Annotated in this window: 16 protein-coding genes; 2 read left to right on the top strand and 14 right to left on the bottom strand. The window is 61.6% G+C overall.

Features of this window, described 5'->3' with window-relative positions; all coding sequences use genetic code 11:
* Positions 1 to 2: 2 nt before the first annotated feature.
* The 3 genes from ACVWVP_RS07240 to msbA all read right to left on the bottom strand — a co-directional run bounded on the left by ACVWVP_RS07240 (position 3) and on the right by msbA (position 4,363).
* The gene (locus ACVWVP_RS07240; protein WP_178918653.1) at positions 3 to 938 is read right to left on the bottom strand and encodes an NAD-dependent epimerase/dehydratase family protein; all 936 of its coding nucleotides are present in this window, start codon (positions 936 to 938) and stop codon (positions 3 to 5) included.
* On the bottom strand, positions 931 to 2,355 hold the full coding sequence (gene hldE, locus ACVWVP_RS07245; RefSeq protein WP_259172683.1) for a bifunctional D-glycero-beta-D-manno-heptose-7-phosphate kinase/D-glycero-beta-D-manno-heptose 1-phosphate adenylyltransferase HldE: 1,425 nt from the start codon (positions 2,353 to 2,355) through the stop codon (positions 931 to 933). The genes ACVWVP_RS07240 and hldE overlap by 8 nt, the downstream gene beginning before the upstream one ends.
* 202 nt (positions 2,356 to 2,557) lie before the next feature.
* Positions 2,558 to 4,363, bottom strand: a complete 1,806-nt coding sequence (gene msbA / locus ACVWVP_RS07250) for a lipid A export permease/ATP-binding protein MsbA (protein WP_178918651.1) — start codon at positions 4,361 to 4,363, stop codon at positions 2,558 to 2,560.
* A gap of 158 nt (positions 4,364 to 4,521) precedes the next feature.
* On the opposite strand from msbA, the gene ACVWVP_RS07255 reads away from it, so the two are divergent.
* Positions 4,522 to 6,378 (top strand): O-antigen ligase family protein, encoded by a 1,857-nt coding sequence (locus ACVWVP_RS07255; protein WP_457404991.1) that lies wholly within the window; start codon positions 4,522 to 4,524, stop codon positions 6,376 to 6,378.
* Between the two features lie 56 nt (positions 6,379 to 6,434).
* Here the strand turns inward: ACVWVP_RS07255 and ACVWVP_RS07260 are convergent, their stop codons facing one another.
* The 7 genes from ACVWVP_RS07260 to ACVWVP_RS07290 form a co-directional block, all read right to left on the bottom strand.
* Entirely contained in the window at positions 6,435 to 7,316 is an 882-nt protein-coding gene (locus ACVWVP_RS07260; protein WP_178918649.1) for a glycosyltransferase, read from the bottom strand.
* Entirely contained in the window at positions 7,313 to 8,461 is a 1,149-nt protein-coding gene (locus tag ACVWVP_RS07265) for a glycosyltransferase family 4 protein (protein WP_259172686.1), read from the bottom strand. The genes ACVWVP_RS07260 and ACVWVP_RS07265 overlap by 4 nt, the downstream gene beginning before the upstream one ends.
* A 55-nt stretch (positions 8,462 to 8,516) precedes the next feature.
* The gene (locus ACVWVP_RS07270; RefSeq protein ID WP_457404995.1) at positions 8,517 to 9,917 is read right to left on the bottom strand and encodes a PIG-L deacetylase family protein; all 1,401 of its coding nucleotides are present in this window, start codon (positions 9,915 to 9,917) and stop codon (positions 8,517 to 8,519) included.
* Positions 9,914 to 10,810 (bottom strand): antimicrobial resistance protein Mig-14, encoded by an 897-nt coding sequence (locus ACVWVP_RS07275; RefSeq protein ID WP_457404996.1) that lies wholly within the window; start codon positions 10,808 to 10,810, stop codon positions 9,914 to 9,916. Before ACVWVP_RS07275 ends, ACVWVP_RS07270 begins: the two co-directional genes overlap by 4 nt.
* Positions 10,811 to 12,568 (bottom strand): carbamoyltransferase family protein, encoded by a 1,758-nt coding sequence (locus tag ACVWVP_RS07280; RefSeq protein ID WP_178918645.1) that lies wholly within the window; start codon positions 12,566 to 12,568, stop codon positions 10,811 to 10,813. It lies immediately after the preceding gene.
* Positions 12,569 to 12,721: 153 nt separating this feature from the next.
* A complete protein-coding gene (locus tag ACVWVP_RS07285; protein WP_178918644.1) occupies positions 12,722 to 13,078 on the bottom strand; it encodes a YceK/YidQ family lipoprotein in 357 nt (118 codons plus the stop codon).
* Between the two features lie 65 nt (positions 13,079 to 13,143).
* Positions 13,144 to 13,479, bottom strand: a complete 336-nt coding sequence (locus ACVWVP_RS07290; protein WP_178918643.1) for a YceK/YidQ family lipoprotein — start codon at positions 13,477 to 13,479, stop codon at positions 13,144 to 13,146.
* A gap of 172 nt (positions 13,480 to 13,651) precedes the next feature.
* On the opposite strand from ACVWVP_RS07290, the gene ACVWVP_RS07295 reads away from it, so the two are divergent.
* Entirely contained in the window at positions 13,652 to 15,736 is a 2,085-nt protein-coding gene (locus ACVWVP_RS07295) for a TonB-dependent receptor family protein (protein ID WP_457405000.1), read from the top strand.
* 120 nt (positions 15,737 to 15,856) lie between these two features.
* Here the strand turns inward: ACVWVP_RS07295 and ACVWVP_RS07300 are convergent, their stop codons facing one another.
* Genes ACVWVP_RS07300 through ACVWVP_RS07315 form a run of 4 tightly spaced genes read right to left on the bottom strand, consistent with a single transcriptional unit; the run spans position 15,857 to position 20,262 of the window.
* Positions 15,857 to 16,783: an ABC transporter permease gene (locus ACVWVP_RS07300; protein WP_457405002.1), complete on the bottom strand. Its 927-nt coding sequence runs from the start codon at positions 16,781 to 16,783 to the stop codon at positions 15,857 to 15,859.
* The gene (locus ACVWVP_RS07305; protein ID WP_259172691.1) at positions 16,780 to 17,766 is read right to left on the bottom strand and encodes an ABC transporter permease; all 987 of its coding nucleotides are present in this window, start codon (positions 17,764 to 17,766) and stop codon (positions 16,780 to 16,782) included. The genes ACVWVP_RS07300 and ACVWVP_RS07305 overlap by 4 nt, the downstream gene beginning before the upstream one ends.
* Positions 17,759 to 19,282, bottom strand: coding sequence for a sugar ABC transporter ATP-binding protein (locus ACVWVP_RS07310; protein ID WP_457405005.1), 1,524 nt, complete (start codon positions 19,280 to 19,282; stop codon positions 17,759 to 17,761). Before ACVWVP_RS07310 ends, ACVWVP_RS07305 begins: the two co-directional genes overlap by 8 nt.
* Positions 19,282 to 20,262, bottom strand: a complete 981-nt coding sequence (locus ACVWVP_RS07315; RefSeq protein ID WP_259172693.1) for a sugar ABC transporter substrate-binding protein — start codon at positions 20,260 to 20,262, stop codon at positions 19,282 to 19,284. The genes ACVWVP_RS07310 and ACVWVP_RS07315 overlap by 1 nt, the downstream gene beginning before the upstream one ends.
* Positions 20,263 to 20,317 lie beyond the last annotated feature (55 nt).

The raw sequence follows: 20,317 nt of genomic DNA on the forward strand, positions 1-20,317 counted from the left end.
GGTCAGCGGTTGAGCAGGCGGGCGAGGCCAACCTTCAAGGGTGTGGGCTCGGGCAGCGTGAAGCTCGCCAGCAACCGCTGGTTATTCGCCCGCGAATGCCGGATATCCCCGGAACGCGCCGGCCCGTAAGTCACCGCCGGCAACTTGCCGACGATCTCTTCCAAGGCCTGCAGCACGTCCTTGAGCGTCGTGGTGCGGTTCCAGCCGACGTTGATCGCGCCCAGCGGCGCCTCGGGCGCTTCGATGGCCTGTACCAGCACATCGACCAGGTCTTCCACGTACATGAAATCGCGGGTTTGCTCGCCATCGCCGAACACGGCAATCGGCAGCCCCTGCTGCACACGCTCGCTGAAGATACTGATCACACCGGAATACGGCGACGACGGATCCTGGCGCGGCCCGAAGATATTGAAGAAGCGGAAAATCACCGGCTCCAGGCCATGCTGGCGGCGGTAGAAGTCAAAGTAATGCTCGCCCGCCAACTTGTCGGAAGCATAGGGCGTCAACGGTGCCTTGGTGGTTTCTTCGTCAATCGAAGCCCCCTCGCCGTTGTTGCCATACACCGCCGCGCTGGAAGCGAATACCACGCGCTTCACACCCGCCTTGCGCATGGCCTCGCACACATTCAAAGTGCCGACAAAATTGCTCTGGTGCGTGCTCACCGGGTCATCCACCGAGGCTTGTACCGACGCCACGGCTGCCAGGTGTACCACCGCCGCAGCGCCGACAGCGGCTTGCGCCACCAACTCAGCGTTGGCGACGTCACCTTCGATCAGTTGCACCTGTGGGTTGTCCAGCGGCAGGTTGCTGCGCTTGCCGGTGGACAGGTCGTCCAGCACCCGCACGCTGTAGCCCCTGGCGAGCAATGCATCCACCAGGTGCGAGCCGATGAAACCCGCCCCTCCGGTGATCAGAACCCACTTATCAGCGTTACTCATTGTTGCGGATCTTCTCGACAATGGCCGTGGTCGAGCTGTTCTCGACCAGGCCCAGCACTTTGACCTTGCCGCCATAGGCGCTGACGATATCGGCACCGACCACTTGATCGACCGAGTAATCACCGCCCTTGACCAGCACGTCCGGCTTGACCTGGGCCAGCAGGTTTTCAGGCGTCCCTTCAGGGAAGCTGATAACCCAGTCCACGGCACCCAGGCCGGCCAGCACGGCCATGCGCCGATCAACACTGTTGATCGGACGGCCCGGGCCCTTGAGACGACTGACCGAGGCGTCGTCATTGACCGCGACGATCAGGCGATCGCCTTGGGCACGCGCTTGCTCAAGGTAAGTCACGTGGCCGGCGTGCAGGATGTCGAAACAGCCGTTGGTGAACACGATGCTTTCGTTGTGGGCGCGGGCATCGTCAATCGCCAGCAGCAATTGCTCGATACCCAGCACGCCACGCTCCGAACCTTCGGAACGCTGGATCGCCCGGCGCAGCTCAGGTGCACTGATGGCTGCCGTACCCAGCTTGCCTACCACGATGCCCGCCGCCAGGTTGGCCAGGGCCACGGCGTGAGGCAATTCTTCACCGGCGGCGATGGAGGCGGCCAGGGTCGAAATCACGGTATCGCCAGCGCCAGTCACGTCGAACACTTCACGGGCACGGGCCGGTAAATGGATCGCCGGGTGATTGGGGCGAAGCAAGGTCATGCCGTGCTCCCCACGGGTCACCAGCAACGCGCCCAGGTCGAGATCGGCCATCAGTGCAGCGCCTTTGCTCACCAACTCGTGCTCATCGGCACAGCCGCCAACAATGGCTTCGAACTCACTGAGGTTTGGCGTGATCAGGCTGGCGCCCCGATAAATCGAAAAGTCCTTGCCCTTGGGATCGGCCAGCACCGGAATGCCCTTGGCCTTGGCCGCCTGGATCAGCACCTGGTGGTTCTTCAGGGCGCCTTTGCCGTAGTCGGACAACACCAGCACCTTGATGCCTTCGAGCAACTCGTCGACCTGGCCGCTCAAGGCCAGGGCGTCGGTGGAGAAGGGTTCTTCAAAATCGATACGCAGCAATTGCTGGTGACGGCTCATCACCCGCAGCTTGACGATGGTCGGCTGGTGAGCGATGCGCTGGAACAACGCACGCACGCCAGCACCGCGCAGGCTGTTGGCCAGGCTGTCGGCAGCTTCGTCGTCGCCGGTCACACCCACCAGGGAGGCCGGTGCGCCGAGGGCGGCAATATTGAGGGCAACGTTGGCAGCGCCACCTGGACGGTCTTCGATTTGCTCGACCTTGACTACCGGTACCGGTGCCTCAGGGGAAATCCGTGAGGTACCGCCATGCCAGTAACGGTCGAGCATGACATCGCCGACCACCAAGACAGGGGCTTGATCGAATCGCGGCATGGACAACTTCATGGAGCAACCCACATACAAAATGAACAGGGGCGCGATATTAGCACAGGGTTACAGGAGGCTTGTGGCGCTGTGAATCCGGCGAAGGACAAATGTGGGAGCGGGCTTGCTCGCGAAAGCGGTGTATCAGTCAACATCACAGTTGAATGTCAGACAGCATTCGCGAGCAAGCCCGCTCCCACAAAAGGCCGGTACAATCATTGGATCAGGTGATGTCGGCCGAGACAGGCGCATCCAGGCCCATGGCATGCAGGCGGGCGTAGTAGCCGTTCTGTGCCAACAGCTCGCCGTGGGTGCCTCGCTCGACAATCCGGCCGTCGTCCATCACCAGGATCAGGTCGGCCTTCTCGATGGTGGACAAGCGGTGCGCGATCACCAAGGTGGTGCGGCCCTGCATGACCTTGTCCAGCGCCGCCTGGATGTGGCGTTCGGATTCGGTGTCGAGGGCCGAGGTCGCCTCGTCGAGAATCAGCAGCGGCGCGTTCTTGAGCAAAGCGCGGGCGATGGCCAGGCGCTGGCGTTGGCCGCCGGACAACAGCACGCCATTCTCACCCACCTGGGTGTCGAAGCCCTTGGGCAACTGGTCGATGAAGTCCTTGGCGTTGGCATCCCGCGCCGCCGCTTCAACATCCGCCCGCGGTGCACCGGCCAAATCGCCATAGGCGATGTTGTTGGTCACCGTGTCGCTGAACAGGGTCACATGCTGGGTCACCTGAGCGATGTGCCTGCGCAGATTGAGCAGCTTGTAGTCTTCGATCTCCACGCCATCGAGCAGGATTTCGCCGCTCTCATGGTGGTAGAAACGCGGGATCAGGCTGGCCAGGGTCGACTTGCCACTGCCCGAACGCCCCACCAGGGCAATCATCTGCCCAGGCTCCGCTACGAAGCTGATGTCCTTGAGCACATGGCGCTCGGTGCCCGGGTAGGTGAAGTTCAGGTTGCGCACTTCCAGACGACCGCTGACCTTGTCGCGTTCGATGGTGCCGTGATCGACCTCCACCTCTTCGTCCAATTGCTCGAAGATGCTTTCGGCACCGGCCACGCCTTTCTGGATGGTCGAGCTGACTTCCGACAACTGGCGGATAGGCTTGGGCAACAGGCCGGCCAGGGTGATGTAGGCCACCATGTCACCGGCCGAAGCATCGCCGCGAAGGTACAGAACCAGGAACATCAACACCGCCATGGCGGTGTAGATCACCAATTGCAGCGCCGGGGTGTAGATCGCCCCGGTGCGGGTCATGCGCAACTGCTTGTCGGTGTTGCTCTGGCTGGCCTTGAGGAAGCGTTTTTCCTCGTAGACCTCGCCGCCGAAGCTGCGCACCACACGATAGCCCTGGATGGTTTCCGAAGCGACGTGGGTCACGTCGCCCATGGCCACCTGGATCTTCTTGCTCTGCTTGCGGAATTTCTTGCTGGCCGTGCTCACCATCACCGCGATCAGCGGCAGGATGGCGATCATCACCAGCGTCAGGCGCCAGTTCATGAACAGCAGGGAGGCGAACAGGAAGATCACCGTCATGCCTTCGCGGATCACCACCTTGATGGCATCGGTCGCCGCCCCCGTGACCATGGTCACGTTGAAGGTGATGCGGGAGATCAGGTGCCCGGAGTTGTGGTTGTCGAAGTAGCGGTTGGGCAACGTCAGCAGGTTGTTGAACAACTGCACGCGCAGGTCATGGACCAGGCCCAGGGAAACCTTGGCCAGCAGGTAGTTGCCCAGGAACGAACCCAGGCCCTGCCAGGCGGCAATCAGGATGATCAGCAGCGGCACGGCCTGCAGCAATTGCAGGTCACGCAGAAAGGGCACGGTAGGGAACAGCACGGCTTCCGGGTTGGAAAGGCCATCGACAAAGTACTTGAGGATGTAACCCAGCATCGGCTGGGTCGACGCGAAAATCAGAAATCCGACGATACTCAACGCAAACAGGCCCATGTAGGGCTTAACGTAACTGAGCAGGCGGAAGTATATTTTCAAGCTCGAAGGGCTTGCGCTCGGACTGGAGTCGGTCATATCACGCGGCGTTTTGAAAAAGGAGGCTGACTTTAGCACAGCTTCTCTGTTGTACTTGCACCCTGCATGACCCTCAACTCGGTTGGATCCAACCGGCGACATTATATAGCCACTACTCTAAGATGGTCGGCTTTCTCTTTCCGGAATGGCTTTTCTGTATGCACTCCAAGCGCCTGATCTATGGCTCAAACCGTGTTTTCGACTTCCTGGTCCTATGGATTTTGCCCATTGGCTTGTTGCTGCTCCTGAGCTCGCTGTTCTTCGTGACCAACCGCAATGTGCTGCACAAGTTCTACTACGGCCTCTTCAGCGCACCGACCCTGCTGCTCCTGCTCCTGCGCCCGCGGGAATTCAAGGAGTTGCTGCGTGAGCCGCTGGCCATTGGCTTCCTGGTGTTTTCCGCCTGGGCACTGACCAGTTTGCTGTGGAGTCCGGAACCCACCGCTGACACCGACCTGTTCAAACGCCCCCTGCACACCTTCCTGCTGTTCGGCGGCTGCGGGCTGTTGCTGCATTATCGCAATGACCTGTTCAAGCCGATCTTCTTCAGTGCTGCGGTGATTGCGTTGGTGTCCTGCCTGTTCAGCCTTTCGGCCTTTGTGAAAGACTTCTCGCCAGGCATGCGCATGATCGGTGGGCGCGGAGCCCTCGATAACCCCTTGCTCAGCTCCCATATCTTTGGCTTTTTCTGTGTCTACTGGCTCTACGTGTGCATGACCACCAAGCGCCTGCAGGTGCTGTGGTTCAGCATACCGGCACTGGCCATCATGGCTGCAACCGTGCTCGCCACCGGCTCACGTACGCCGTTGGTGGCGCTGACCCTGGCCTCCCTGTGGATGGCCTTTGTCAGCCGCAACCACCGCTCTGTCTTGCTGATCGCGAGCATGGTGTTGGGGGCTGTCGGACTATTACTGCTCTACCCGGAATCCATTACCGAACGCGGCAGCTCATTTCGCCTTGAACTGTGGGGCATGTCACTGCACCGCATTGCCGAACATCCGTGGATCGGCCACAGCTATGACTCCGAGCTATACCTGACGATTTCAGAAGGTTCCGAGTTGCGCGAGCCCCACAGCTTTGCGTTGGGCGTGCTGTATTACGTCGGCATCATCGGCTTCATCCCATGGATCTTCATGCTCGGCTGGGGCTTGTACAAAGGCCTCAAGCAACGCGCACAACCGCTGTTCATCCTGGCGTCGTCCCTGCTGGCCTACGGCATCGGCGCCGGCCTCACCGAAGGCGGTGGCATCCTGTCGCGCCCCAAGGAGCATTGGTTCCTGCTGTGGATTCCCCTGGCAATCATCGCCGGCCTGAGTATCGCCCAACGCCGCAACAGCGTACTGCGCATGCCGGTGCAAATCCTCAAGCCCGAAGCCTTTGAGCAATTGAGCAGCAATGCCCACGTGATCGAAGCCGATGGCCTTGGCCCGAAAGTGCTGCGCCTGGAAGACGGCCGTTTCCTCAAGGTATTCCGCCCGCGTCGCTGGTACACCTCGGGCAGCTTCAACCCTTACTCCGAACGGTTTGCCAGCAACAGCGAGCAATTGCATAACCTGGGCATCCCTGCACCACAGATTCTCAACCTCTACGCCCTGCGCGATGGCAGCAGCGCCGTGGTCTACGCGCCACTTTCCGGCCTGACCCTGCGCCAAGCCTTGCAAAGCCTGGACAGCAGCCTGCGTGAATCGTTGATCGAACGCTTCGGTCGCTTCGTCGCCGTGCTTCACGAGCGTGGCGTGTACTTCCGCTCGCTGCACCTGGGCAACGTGCTGCTGATGGACGACGGTGAGTTTGGCCTGATCGATGTGGCTGACCTGCGCATCTATCCATCGCCCCTGCGCAACGCGCTGCGTCAGCGCAACCTGAACCATATGCAGCGCTACCCTCAGGACCGCAGCTGGCTGTTCGAAACTCATTTCGAGCAATTGGCCAAAGGGTACGCCTCGATCGCCACCCCAGAGGCCACGGCGAAAATCCGCGCCCGGGTGTTGAGCCTGGCCAAGCCCGCCACCTGAATAAAAAAGGCGACTATCACACACTGATAGTCGCCTTTTTCACATCCTGCGCCGCCTCACTTCCTGAGCGGCGACACATACAGCCGCACCAGCCCACGCAAGGTCTTGCGCCCCCAGAACTTCAACGGGATCTGCTTGAGGATTTCCCGCGCCAGCGGCCGGTCACGGTCGGCAGTCTTGAGGAACATCGAGTTCAGGAAGTTATAGCGCACAGCATCATAGGCCGGGTGCTCACTGAACTTGGCGTAGGTCTTGAGGATGTTCTGGATCATGTAGCGGTGGTTCTTGTAGGTGTTGCTGGCATGCTGCCGATAGCGCGCCATCACCACACCCAGCGCGTCAATGGTGTACCCCGCCGCCGTGATCTTCAGCTGGATCAACAGGTCTTCCAGCGGGATATCCGGGTCGAAGCCGCCGACTTCATCCAGCACTTCGCGGCGGATCAGCATGGTCGGCGCAGGCGGGAAAGGCTTGCGATCCATGAACATGTCGTCGAAATCCAGGCTGCGAAACGGCACGTCGCGACGCTGCTTTTTCTCTGGGTGCAGGTTGCCGTCGGCATCGATCAGCTCGATGTTACCGGCGCAAATCCCGACCTTGGGCTTGTCTGCCATATAGGCCACCTGGGTGGCGATGCGATCCGGCAACATGATGTCATCGGAGCCGAAGGGCGCAATCAAGCTGCCCTTGGCTCGGGCGATCGCCCCGTTCAGCGTGGCAGTCAGGCCCTGGTTCTGCTGCACCTGAAAATCAAAACCATGCTCGGCCTGCAAGCGCCGGATACGTTCGACACTGTCATCCTTGGAACCGTCGTCCACCACCAGCAACTCGATGTTGGGATACGTCTGACCAAGCACACTGAGGATACTTTGCTCGATGTATTGGGCGTGGTTGTAGGACGCGATGATTACCGAGACCAGGGGTTGTTGCGACGTCATGCTCTACCTACTTCTTTCAAACCGGTTTCGATCAGGTCTAGGTATTTCTGCTGGAATTCCGCCAGCGCGTGATTCTGTTCCAGGTACTGGAACACCTGCTCGCCCTTGGCGCGCAGTTGCTCGTCGCTCATGGCCAGGTAAGTGTCCAGGGCCGTCGTCAGTTGCTCCACATTGCCAGGCTCATGGGACAAGCCGCCCGCCCCCTCGACCAGCGGCAACATGGCCGGGCCGTTTGAGGCGATCACCGGCAGGCGCCCGCTCATGCCTTCGAGCAATGCCAGCCCCAGGCCTTCGAGCAGGGACGGCATGGTCCAGATGTCAAAGGCACGTACGTACTGGAGGCCGTCTTCACGAAAACCCAGCAGGTGTGCACGGCCGGTCAGGCCCAGGCGCTCGATGTCTGCGCGCAGGTCCGCCTCGGCGCGGCCAGAACCGATGATGCCGACCTGGGCGTTCGGGTACTTGTCCTTCAGGCGGGCAAAAGCCTGCAGCAGATGGGTGTGGCCCTTGATCGGCACCAGGCGGCCCAGGGCCCCGATGATGCGCGCATCCATGGGCAGTCCCAAGGCTTGCCGCGCTTGCTCACGGGGCAGCTGCAAGGCTTCGGCCTGGGGGATGTCGATGGCATTGGTCACGAAGGAGGTGTTGTCGCGCGTGAAGCCGCAATTGAGACCGACCAGGTAATCCCTGACCGCCGCCGACACCCCGACAAAGCGCCACGCCGGGCTGACCAACCGACGCGTCTGGCGCCGGCGATAGGCTCGCTCGTATTCGCCAAAGCCGTGGGAAATGCCGATGCACAGCGGGATCTTCAACCAGCGGTTGAGCGACAGCATCATGTTCACCGACTTGAAACGGTTACAGATGACCACATCGAACTTCTGCTCACGGCAATACTTGTAGATTTCCCACATGGCACCGAGGCGGATGCCCTTGAGAGCCTTCTCCGGAAACTCGAAATACTTGGAATGGTCAGCCACGCTGAGGGGCTGGCCCGGTTGCGGGCGACCGCTGAGAAACGCCGAGGTCACCTCAAAACGTTCAACCGGCAACGACTTGACGATCTGCTCACCGAGGTCGGCGAAATCATTGACCTTGACGTTGTAGTCCGGCTGTAACTGCAACACCTTGAAACGAGGTTCCATATCACTCCATGGGGCAATCAGGCTGCGGGCGGCAGCCCAACGAATAGGTAAAGGCTCAATCCTGTTTCAGGACCCAGAGCAGCTCGTGACGCCGTACCGCCTTGCGGAAGAACTCATTCTCCCCGTAAGGCGATGGTCCACGCCCTGCCAGCACTCGCTGCAACAGGCGACGCACACGGCGCTTGAACGGCGGGCGTGGCTGCAGGTCATGCATCATGCCCAGCGCCATGGCCTTGTCTTGTTGAGTGCGCAACGATAGCACCCGGCAGCACGGCTCAAGCACCTGATCCGTATCAAACTGTGGCGGCAAGGCCACACCGGCGCCGGAGTCGCCCATGGGCCAACGGTCATTATCATGCAGATGGTTGGCATAACCGAGCAACGTGGTCGGTTGCCACTCAAGCCCTTCCAGCGCTTCAACCACTGCGGCATGCGCATAGATGTGATCCGGATGCGGGTCAAGGACCGGCGTGGGCAACACAATCACCTCGGGACGCGCCTTGAGCAGCACCGCCCGCAGGTCCGCAATCAGGTTGACCCAGGTCGGCGCGCCGTCCACATCGCCCGGCAGGGCGAATGCATTGAACTGACGAAACAGCCGTGTATCGTCAATTTGCGCTTCGCGGGAGGCCTGGGGCTGATCCGGCGTGGCGCGCATGGCCGGCAGTTGCAGGCAAAAATAACCCAGCTGCACGCAGTGCGCTTCGGGAACCCCGGCCCAACGCGGCACGGCAATGCTGTCCCAGGCGCGCAGGCGCCCCTTGTTCCGCGCGGCATCGGCCTTGGGCATGCCCATCTGTTGATAGTGCTCAGCCTCGATTTCGCCTGCCGTCAGCGTCACGATCCAGCTTTCATCCGCCTGGCCGTACAAACCGAACGCCGCCAGCTCGGCATCATCGGCATGGGGCGCAATCACCATGACCCGCTGGCGGGCGTAATCCGGTTGGCGGAACACCCACAGTGTCAGGTCGCCGACCACACGGCAGTAGCGCCCGCGCAGGCTCAGCTCACCGGCTGCCAACGCCTGTGCCGAGCCCGTGAGGTTCAGGTAACGCTTGCCAGACACCCCACGCTCAAACACTTGGCGATCGCCCGACAACAGCACGGCCGGGTCAAGAAAACGCCCCAGCAGATTACTTTTCAGCTGCACTTCGACGATCAACGTCTCATCGCCCACCAGGCTCAGCGGTGCCTGGGGAACCAGGCGACCAGCCTCCACGCGCAAGGCGGCTGTCTGGCTGCCCGCCGGGAAGCGGTACTGATAGTCTTCCTTGGGTGAATAAAACAGATGGTCGGCAAACCACGCTTCATGGGCAGCCCACAGCAGCACCGCCAGCAGTGGCGTCAACCACCAGGCCACCAGCACACCGGCGAGCAACAGCCCTACAAGGGCGATCAACAGCGCCACGCGTTTGTTACGGCGGTGGCGCTGCAGCAATTGACGTTTACGGCTCATAGGCTGAACACCGGCACGGGGTTGCACCAACGCTCTTTGTATTCACGGTCGGCGCGTCCGAAGGAGAAACGCAGGGGTTTATTCACGGCGCGCGCCTGCTCCCAGGCACTTTGCGTATTGAGAAAACTCAATACGCTGCCGGGGCTGAACGCACGGGTTTCAGGGTCGACCCCACCATTGACATACTCGATGCTCACCCACTCGGGCGCCTCGACGCGGTACACCAACTGCACGGCGATGGGGGCGTCATTGAGAAACAGCACCGAGCCGATCAAAAATTCCTTGAGCAACTCCAGCACGTCGGCCAGTCGCTCGGCGCCGGTGGCGGCAAACCCCCAGCGACGCTGGAACAGGTCGCAATAGATCGCCGCCAGTTCAGTGCTGGAAAACTCGCTGACGGCCCGTACCACGCCGCCCGCTTCTTCCAGCAAGCGCAACTCGCGGCGCTGGTTGTAGCGAAACTTCTTCGACAGGTCTTCAGGGGTACGCGCCATGGCCAGTTGCTCGGCCTGAGGTTTGAGGGTGCTGATGCGCCCTTCGTTCAGCGCCGACAGGTAGCGCCCGCGATGGCGTACCGGCAACTGCGCGTCTGCAGCAATCGGCAGGATGATCTCGGCATTGCCCAGGTCAAACAGGCCTTTCTTGCCGCTGCGCTTGAGCACGTCCTTGGACAAGGCCAGGTCGCGGCCCCAGGTGGCAATCGCCCCCTTGAGCTCGCCGCCCTGCTCCCAGCCCAGGTAACGCACGGGAATCTGTGCCAGGCTGGCCAGCCGCTCGATCACGAGCGGATGGGTTGCCACACTGCCACCAAATCGCTGCCAGGCCCTGGCGTAAACCTCGGGCTCGACAGGCGCCCAGCCACGTTCACGCCAGCCCTGGAAGCGGTTCAGCATTTAGACCACAGCGTCATAGGGGTCCACGCCGTCCTTGACCACCAGGATGTCTTCCATGATCAGGTACTGCAGGTCGGAACCGAAGAACATGTTCAGCGCGTCGGTCGGTGAGCAGATCATCGCCTCGCCACGACGGTTGAGCGAGGTGTTCAGCGACACACCGTTGCCGGTCAGCACTTCCAGCTCTTTCATCATGTCGTAGTAGCGCGGGTTGTACTCGCGCTTGAGCACCTGGGCGCGGGAGGTACCATCTTCATGGACCACTTCCGGCACGCGGGTCTTCCACTCTTCAGCCACTTCAAAGGTGAAGGTCATGAACGGTGCGGGGTGATCGACCTTGATCATCTGCGGGGCCACGGTGTCGAGCATCGACGGGCAGAAAGGCCTCCAACGCTCGCGGAACTTGATCTGGTGGTTGATGCGATCGGCCACGCCGGTGGCGCTTGGGCAACCGATGATCGAACGACCACCCAACGCACGCGGGCCAAACTCCATGCGGCCCTGGAACCAGGCCACCGGGTTGCCGTCGACCATGATCTTGGCGATGCGCTTGGGCATGTTCTCGATCTTGCGCCAGTTCGGCTTGCTCTCGTGCTTGGCGCACGCGGCAATCACGTCTTCGTTGCTGTAGGACGGGCCGAGGTAGACGTGTTCCATCTTCTCCACCGGCACACCACGGGCGTGGGACACGTAGGCCGCCGCGCCAACGGCGGTGCCGGCATCGCCGGACGCAGGCTGTACGAACAGCTCTTTCACGTCATCACGGGCAATGATTTTCTGGTTCAGCTTCACGTTCAACGCACAACCACCGGCAAAGGCCAGCTTGCCGGTGTCCTTGAGGATGTCGCCCAGGTAGTGGTCGATCATCTGCAGGGCCAGCTTCTCGAACAGCGCCTGCATGCTCGCGGCGTAGTGGATGTAAGGCTCGTCGGCGATGTCGCCTTCGCGCTTCGGACCCAGCCACTCGATCAGTTTTGGCGAGAAGTAGAAGCCCTTGCCCTTCTCTTTGTAACGGCGCAGGCCGATGACATTGGCGTATTCGGTGTTGATCACCAGTTCGCCGTTCTCAAAGGAGGCCAGGCGCGAGAAGTCGTATTTGCTGGCATCGCCGTACGGCGCCATGCCCATGACCTTGAACTCGCCGTCGAGCATCTCGAAGCCGAGGAACTCGGTGATCGCGCCATACAGGCCGCCCAGGGAGTCCGGATCGTAGAATTCCTTGATCTTGTGGATCTTGCCGTTCTCGCCGTAGCCGAAGAACGTAGTGGCGTACTCACCTTTACCATCGATGCCCAGAATCGCGGTTTTTTCCTGGAAGCCGGAGCAGTGGTAGGCGCTGGAAGCGTGGGCCAGGTGGTGTTCAACCGGCTCGATCTTGATTTTCTTCGGATCGAAGCCCAGTTGCTCCAGGCACCAGACGATCTTGTTGCGATAGCGCTTGTAGCGGCGGTTGCCCATCAGGATTGCGTCGAGGGCGCGGTCCGGGGCGTACCAGTAACGCTTGGCGTAGTGCCAGCGCGCCTCGCCGAACAGGCTGATCGGGGCGAACGGGATCGCAACCACGTCAACGTCGGAAGGCTTGATGCCGGCCTGCTCCAGGCAGAACTTCGCCGACTCGTAGGGCATGCGGTTCTTTGCATGTTTGTCGCGTACGAAGCGCTCTTCTTCGGCGGCCGCGATCAGCTTGCCGTCGATATACAGGGCTGCGGAAGGATCATGGCTAAGGGCGCCGGACAGGCCAAGAATCGTCAATGCCACAGGGGTCTAGCCTCTTTTAGTCTGCATGCAGGCGGGTTGCGCCTGAAAAAAGTGTGCCTCTCGCCTGGGCGAGAAACAGCTAAAGGGCGGGATTATAGCGTAAACACGCCGCGTGATGATCTAGGGAATGTGGTGACCGGTTGTCACTGCACCCTAGCGGTAGATCTCGATACTGCCGTCCTTGCTCTGCCGGTAGATCGTGTAGGGCAGCACCAGCGTGTCCAGTACGCCCGAGGCCACGGCTTCGATGGCGATGACCGGGAAGGCATTGCCCGCGCTGTCCAGCACGCTCTGGTCTTTCAGGCTTTTTTCAGGCCTGGGTTCACCGTTGAGCGTGCAAAACCCGTAGATCACTCCGCTGTAGATACGCGGTACGTTTTCACAGTGGCTGCGCGAATCCTTGAGGTTCTGGCTGGCCACGGCGTCCGGGCGAAAAACCGTGTTGATGGTTCCGCAACCGGAAAGCAACAGCACGGCTGCTACCAGCAGTACTTGGGTTCCACGATTCATGGACGTCTCCTTTTACCCGAAAGGCTAGAACCGAGCCTGGCCCGGAACACCTATGTGGCTCCAGCTCATGATCGACTCGACCGCCAATAGATCCCCAGGTTGCCCAGCGTATTCTGCTGGTAAATCGTATAGGGCAGCACAACGGTATCAGCAACCCCGGAAGCTGCCATGTCGACCAGGACCAACGGTAACAACACACCGGTGTAGTCGGGCGCTGCATTCAGCAGGCAAAAGTCGAAAGCCAGGCCACTATAAACGCGGGGGATGGACTGACAGTAAGTCTTCTGGTTACGCAACTCCCGGGTGGCCGCCACATCGTCGCGCAGTACGGTATTCAGCGTACCGCAGCCGTTCAAGGCAAGGGCAACGACACTCAGTATCGTCGTGTTTTTCAAGGTCATGACGAGTCCTCTCCAAGGGTCCGCCACGCTAGCACCCACCCACTCCGTACCCCAGGCAGGCGCGCCGATGCGACTCGTAAGAAAACTCCGAAATGGTAAAAATCGCCCAAACCACTAAACTCGCGCCCTTTTGCGCGTCTATGACCTATGCGCCACAGATTTCGGCTGCCCCATGAAAACCCTTGCCCGCTTTACCCTGTTACTGCCCAGCCTGCTCGCCTTGGGCGCCCCCGCATGGGCGGAAGACGCCCCACTGATCCTCGACCCCAGCGTGGTCACCGGTTCACGCAGCGCCAGCCCGACCTTCGACCTGCCCTACTCGGTAAACAGCATCAGCCACGAGCAGATCAGTGACGGCCAACTGGGCATCAACGCCTCCGAAGCCTTGTCCCGCGTGCCCGGCCTGGTGGTACAGAACCGCCAGAATTATGCGCAGGACCTGCAGATCTCTTCCCGTGGCTTCGGCGCCCGCTCGGCGTTCGGCGTGCGCGGCATCAAGCTGATCGCCGATGCCATTCCGGCCAGCACCCCGGACGGCCAGGGCCAGGCAGCGACGTTCAACCTTGATACGGCCGAACGCATCGAAGTGCTGCGCGGTCCGGCCGCCACCCTGTACGGCAGCAACGCCGGCGGGGTGATCCAGATGTTTTCCCGCGACGGCGAAGGCCCGCCGCGCATCGGTGCCGAGACCCTGGTGGGCAGCGACGGCCTGAGCAAAAACCACCTCACGGCTGAAGGCGCCGCGAATGGCGCAGGCTTTGTGCTCGACGCTTCGCGCATGGACACCGATGGCTACCGCGACCACAGCAGCGCACGTCGCGACCAGACCTTTGCCAAGCTCAACGTCCAGCCGGACGATGACAGCAAGCTCGCGCTGATCTACAGCAGCCTGGAGCAGAACGGCACCCAGGACCCACTGGGGCAAACCTGGGCGGCTTACAAGGCAGATCCGCGCTCGGTGGCACCGGCGGCGTTGTTGTACAACACGCGCAAAAGTATCGATCACCAGCAAATAGGCCTGAATTACGAGCGCTACATCGGCGATGCAACCCTGCAAGTGAATGCCTATACGGGGCGGCGGAGCGTGATTCAGTACCTGTCGATCCAAGGTGGCAGCGCCGCCGACAAGCGCGGCGGCGTTGTCGACTTCGACCGCACGTTCTACGGCGGCTCCGTCCATTGGCTGCAACCCATCACCAGCGCCCCCGGCGACCTGACCCTGATCACCGGCCTCGACTACGACCGCAGCCGGGATGACCGCCAGGGCTATTCCAATACCGTCAATGGCGTGCACGGCGTCAAGGGCGCCCTGGGCCGTGATGAAATCGACACCGCTACCAGCCTCGATCCGTTCGTGCAGGCCAACTGGCTGCTCGGCGACTGGACCCTGCAAGCGGGCCTGCGCCACAGCAGCATGACCATGGACGTGGACGACCACTACCTCAGCGACGGCAATGACAGCGGCAACAAGACCTATCAGAAGAACACGCCGTCGGTCAGCGTCATGTATGCCTTCACCCCGGACCTGCATGGCTATGTAAGCGCGGGCAAGGGGTTTGAAACCCCGACCCAGGCCGAGTCGGCCTATTCCAGCACCGCCAACGGTTTCAACTTTGCGCTCAAGCCATCGGTCAGCAAGCAATATGAAGTCGGCTTGAAAGCACGCGTCGGTCAAGACACCCGTGTTAATGCCGCGCTGTTCCAGATCACCACCGAGGACGAGTTGGTGGTGCAACAATCCGTCGGCGGCCGCACCACCTACCAGAATGCGGGCCGCACCTTGCGTCGGGGCTTTGAATTGGGCCTGGAAAGCCAGTTGAGTGAACAATGGAGCACCAGCCTCGCCTACACCCGCCTGCAAGCCACCTACGACAGTGACTTCGTCAGCGGCGGCACTACCACTGTCGACAAAGGCAACTACTTGCCCGGCGTGCCGCAGACCACCTTGTTTGCCGAGTTGAACTGGAAGCCCCGGGACTGGCTCAGCACCGCCCTCGAAGGCCTGTACCGCAGCAAGGTCTACGTCGAAGACACCAACCAACAGTACGCAGCACCCGGCTACAGCGTGTTCAACTGGCGTGCGCGCTTCGAGCAGAAGGTCGAGCACTGGACCTTCCACCAGACGTTGCGCCTGGACAACCTGCTGGATCGCCAATACGTGGGCTCGGTGATCGTCGGCGACGGCAATGGCCGCTACTACGAAGCTGCGCCCGGCCGTTCGTGGTATGCGGGCGCCGGCGCCGAATACCAATTCTGATCGATCGCGCCAGCCTGAAGGTAACGGCCGGCACCCTGCAATTAGCATCACGACGCGACGTTCAGATGACCTACCAAGCCCAGTACGAAGGCATGATCCTGCTCAAGGCCCAATAACCCGCTAGTGGCCCGCCACCACTCGACGACTGGCAAAGCTGAAGCTCAACACCACAAAAATCAGCACGCCGGTCGCCACCTGCTGCCAATAGAAGTTCCAGCCGATCAGCAGCAGGCCGTTGGCGATGACGTTGATGAACAGCACGCCGAGCAGAGTCCCGGGGATATTCGCCCGGCCCTGCCGACTCAACGTGGTGCCGATAAACACCGCGCCAATGGCATTGAGCAGGAATGCATTGCCAGACAAGGGGACATAGGCACTGACCGTCGAACTGAGCAGCACCCCGGCCACCCCGCACGCCAGGGCAGTGGCCAGCGCCACCACGGTGACGATCCGCCGCACCGACAACCCCGAGTAGTACGCCAACAGCGGCTGCGTACCTTGGGCCAGCAGCTCGCGCCCCAGGCGCCCGCGAGCCAGTGCCAGGCCATAGAACAATGCCAGCCCCAACACGATCAACAGCGCAGGCAGGCCGGTCAGCCCCGGCTTAAGGCCCTCGGCGATGTAAATCGGCTGGCCGCCGCCCGACATCAGTTGCTGGGCGCTGGTGCCGATAAATAACGTACCGAGCGTGGCGAGAAACGGACTGATCCGCAGCCCCGCGATCAGCCCTGCATTCACCAGCCCCACTGACAACGCAGCCGCCAGCGCCCCCACGACTGCAATCGCCCAGCCATGGCCGCCATTGAGCAGCACCACGAACGTAAAGCTGGCGAAATCCAGCGCGGTGCCCACCGACAGGTCGATGCCGCCCGCCGCCACCGCGTAGGTCATGCCGATGGCCACGACCGCCAGCAACACGAAATTGTTCAGCACCAGGCTTTTCAAGTTGCCGCTGCTGAGAAACCCCGGCGCCTGTAGCGCAAACACCAGGACGATGACCGCGAACACCAGCGGCAATGTCAGCGGCAGTAATGCACGTGGGTTCATGAGCGGGCTCCTCGATTCAAGGCACTGGAGGCCGCCACCACCAACAGGATCAACACACCCTGCACGCCGTTGACCCAGAAACTCGACACGTTCAACAGCTGAAATCCGTTGATCAGAAAACCGATCAGCAAGGTCGCGAGCAACGTGCCCGGGATGCTTGCCACCAACCGCCAGGAAAACACCACGCCGAGAAACGCGATCGCCACCACCGACAGCAGCATCTCACCGGAACCGGTGGTGCTGCCGCTGAAAAAAGCCGCCGAGCACAACGCGGCCACCGCCGCACACGCGCCCGACAGCAGGTAACTCGACACCACATACCCTGCATTGTGCAGACCCGCCGCCTCGGCCGCCTGAGGGTATTCACCCACCGCGTGCAAACGCAGCCCATAGGCTGAATGCTGGATCAGCAGCGTCAACAGCCCGCCCGTGACCAGCAACACCCACGCCAGCGCCGGCACGCCCAGCCAACTGCCGCCGCTGAGCACATCGAGCAGGGGCGAGTCGGTGGAAACCACGGTGTTCTCGGTCAGCACCAGTTCGAGTCCGGCCAGCACATTCATGCTTGCCAGCGTCGCCAACAAAGGCGGCAAGCGCAGCACTACCACCGCCAAGCCATTGAGCAGCCCGACCGCGAGACCGCAACCCAGGGTCAGCAACAGGGTGAGCCAGAGTTCCAGCCCGGCATTGTTGAGCCGGCTGAATACCGCCGCGCACAAGCCAAGGTTCGCTGCCAGTGACAGGTCCAACCCACCGGCGACCACATTCGAGCCGCCGCCGATAATCACGCAGGTGAGCCCAAAGGCCAGCACCCCGAGGATCGCCGACTGGCTGAACACATTCGCAAGGTTGGCCACCGAGAGGAAGTTCGGCGCCGCCACGGCAAACCCCAGCAGGATCGCCAGAAACACGCCCACGGCCCCTCGACGTAACACCAGCACCCACACGCGTTGCGAAAAACCTGACGCGGTTGCCTCAAGCATGTTCGACCTCCCGCGGTTGCACAGCAGGTACTGGCACCGCGCCCGTGGCACACGCCAACAACAGGTCACTGTCGGCGTCCCCGGCGCGAAACTCACCGGCTATTTCGCCACGATGCAGGACCAGAATTCGATCGCTGATGCCCAACAATTCCGGCAAGTCCGATGACAACACCAACACCGCGGCGCCCCCCTCGACCAAGCGCCCGATCAATCGATAAATTTCCACTTTGGCACCGACATCCACGCCCACACACGGCTCATCCAACAGGTACACCGCCGAGCGCCGACTCAGCCATTTACCCAGGGCAACTTTCTGCTGATTGCCACCACTGAGCTGGCTCACCGCCGCGTGAGGCCCAGGCGCCTTGATCGCCAGTTCGTCGATCAAGCGCAGGCTTTCTGCGTGCTCCTCGCGACGGCTCAACAGGCCCCCGCGACTGAACCGCGAAAGCCCTGCCAACGTGAGGTTTTCCAGCACCGACAGCAGCGGCGAAATCCCTTGGCTGCGGCGCTCTTCCGGCACCAGGGCGATACCGGCCGCAATCGCCTGGCCGGGGGAACGCAGGCGCAATACACGCCCATCAAGATGAATGCTGCCGCTGTCTGCACGCACCACGCCAAACAGGGTCTTGAGCAATTCCTTGGCCCCCGAGCCCACCAGCCCGGTCAGCCCGACGATCTCACCACGCCGCACCTCAAGATCGATCTGGCGGTAACGCCGGGCCAGGTTCAACCCACGCACTTGCAGCAGCGGCTTGCCAAGTTCGACGCGGGCCTTGGGGTACATGTCCTGCACGTCGCGGTTGACCATCAGCCGCGCAATCTCGGCACTCGAGGTGTGCCGAGGCTCCACCACCGCGACGTCCCGGCCATTGCGCAACACCGTGACCTCATCACACAAGCTGTCGATTTCCTGCAGGTAATGGGAGATGTACAGGATCGACAACCCCTGGTCGCGCAGGCGCTTGACGATACGCAACAACTGGTCGACCTCGCGCTTGACCAACGCCACGCTGGGCTCATCGAACACCAGGATCTTCGGTTGGCGAATCAGCGCGCGGGTGATTTGCAGCACCTGGCGCTCGGCGCTGTTCAACTCGCTGATCAACGCGCTGGCCGGTAACTGCAGGTCGAAATACTCCGCCAGCAAGCGCTCGGCTTCACGCTGCTGCCGCCGACGGTCGACAAACGGCCCACGGCGCAACTCATGCCCGAAAAACAGCGCTTCGCCCACCGTGAAACTCGCCGGCAGCAGACGCTCCTGATGGATGAACTGCACGCCCAATGCATCCACTTGGCGCGGCGACAACGCAGCGTAGGCCTGACCGCCAATGCTCACCTGCCCGGCATCCGCCTTGTGAATGCCGGCGAGAATCTTGATCAGCGTCGACTTGCCCGCGCCGTTCTCACCCACCAGGCCGTGAATCGTGCCGCGCTCGACCTTGAGGCTCGCATCCTCCAGCGCCAACGTGGCGCCAAACCGCTTGCGCAGATGCTGCAAGTGCAACGCTGTCATCAATCACCCCGCAGTTGCTGAACCTGTGACAGGTTGGCGGCAGTGGTCAGCAACGTCGCTACATGGGTTTCCTTCGGCAGGTCATGCTGCCCGGCCAGGTAGCGTGCAACGTTCTGCACCGCCGTCTTGCCGATCAGCGCGGGCTGCTGCGCCACCACGGCACCGACCGGCGAATTCGCCTGGCCCAACAGCGCCAGCACTTCCGGCGTACCGTCGACGCCATAGGTCTTGATCTCAGTGCGCTTGGCATCGATCAACGCCTTGCTCGCGCCGAGTTGCGGGATATCCCACGCCGACCAGATCGCCGACACCGTGCCCGCCGGGTATTTGTTCAGCAGCGCCGAGACCTGGGAATACGCGTCCTGCACGGTGTTGGGAATCACATCGCGCAGTTCCGGCTGGATGATTTCGAGCTGCGGGTAATCCTTGAGTGCCAGCTTCAACTGGTCATAGCGAATCGCGCAGACCGGCACTCCGTAGAAGCCGTTGAACACCAGGATCTTGCCCTTGCCGCCGGCATCCTTGATCAACTGGTCGGCCAGCGCCTTGCCCGTGGCGACGTTGTCCGACGTGGTGTTATTGAGGCTGTACTGCGACGGCGCATCGATGGTGAACAGCGGGATGCCGGCCTTACTGATGCGCTTGAGCCAGGGGTCGATCACGCTGAGGGTACCGAGGGTCTGGATCACAGCATCGGGCTTTTGCGTGACCACGGTTTGCAGCTGGGTCACCAGGTTTTTGTCGTTGCGCCCGGCGTCGAGGGTGATGGGTGTACCGCCCAAGCGCTTGATTTCTTCGACCTGGGCCTGGAACGCCTTGATATCAAAATAGTGACTGGTGCCCGTCATGCTCACAGCGATACGTTTGCCGGCCAGTGACGGCACGGCATCATCGCCGTCTGCGGCGTGGGCGGTGCAGCTCAGCAACAGGGCGGCGCCGAGGCAGATCAAGCGGGAAAGCGAGGAAAGGCTGGAAGGCATACAGGGCTCCTGAGCCACCGGTGAAAGGGTTCACCCGATGGCATTGCAGCGCCCG

This window comes from Pseudomonas sp. TE24901 (assembly GCF_054058375.1).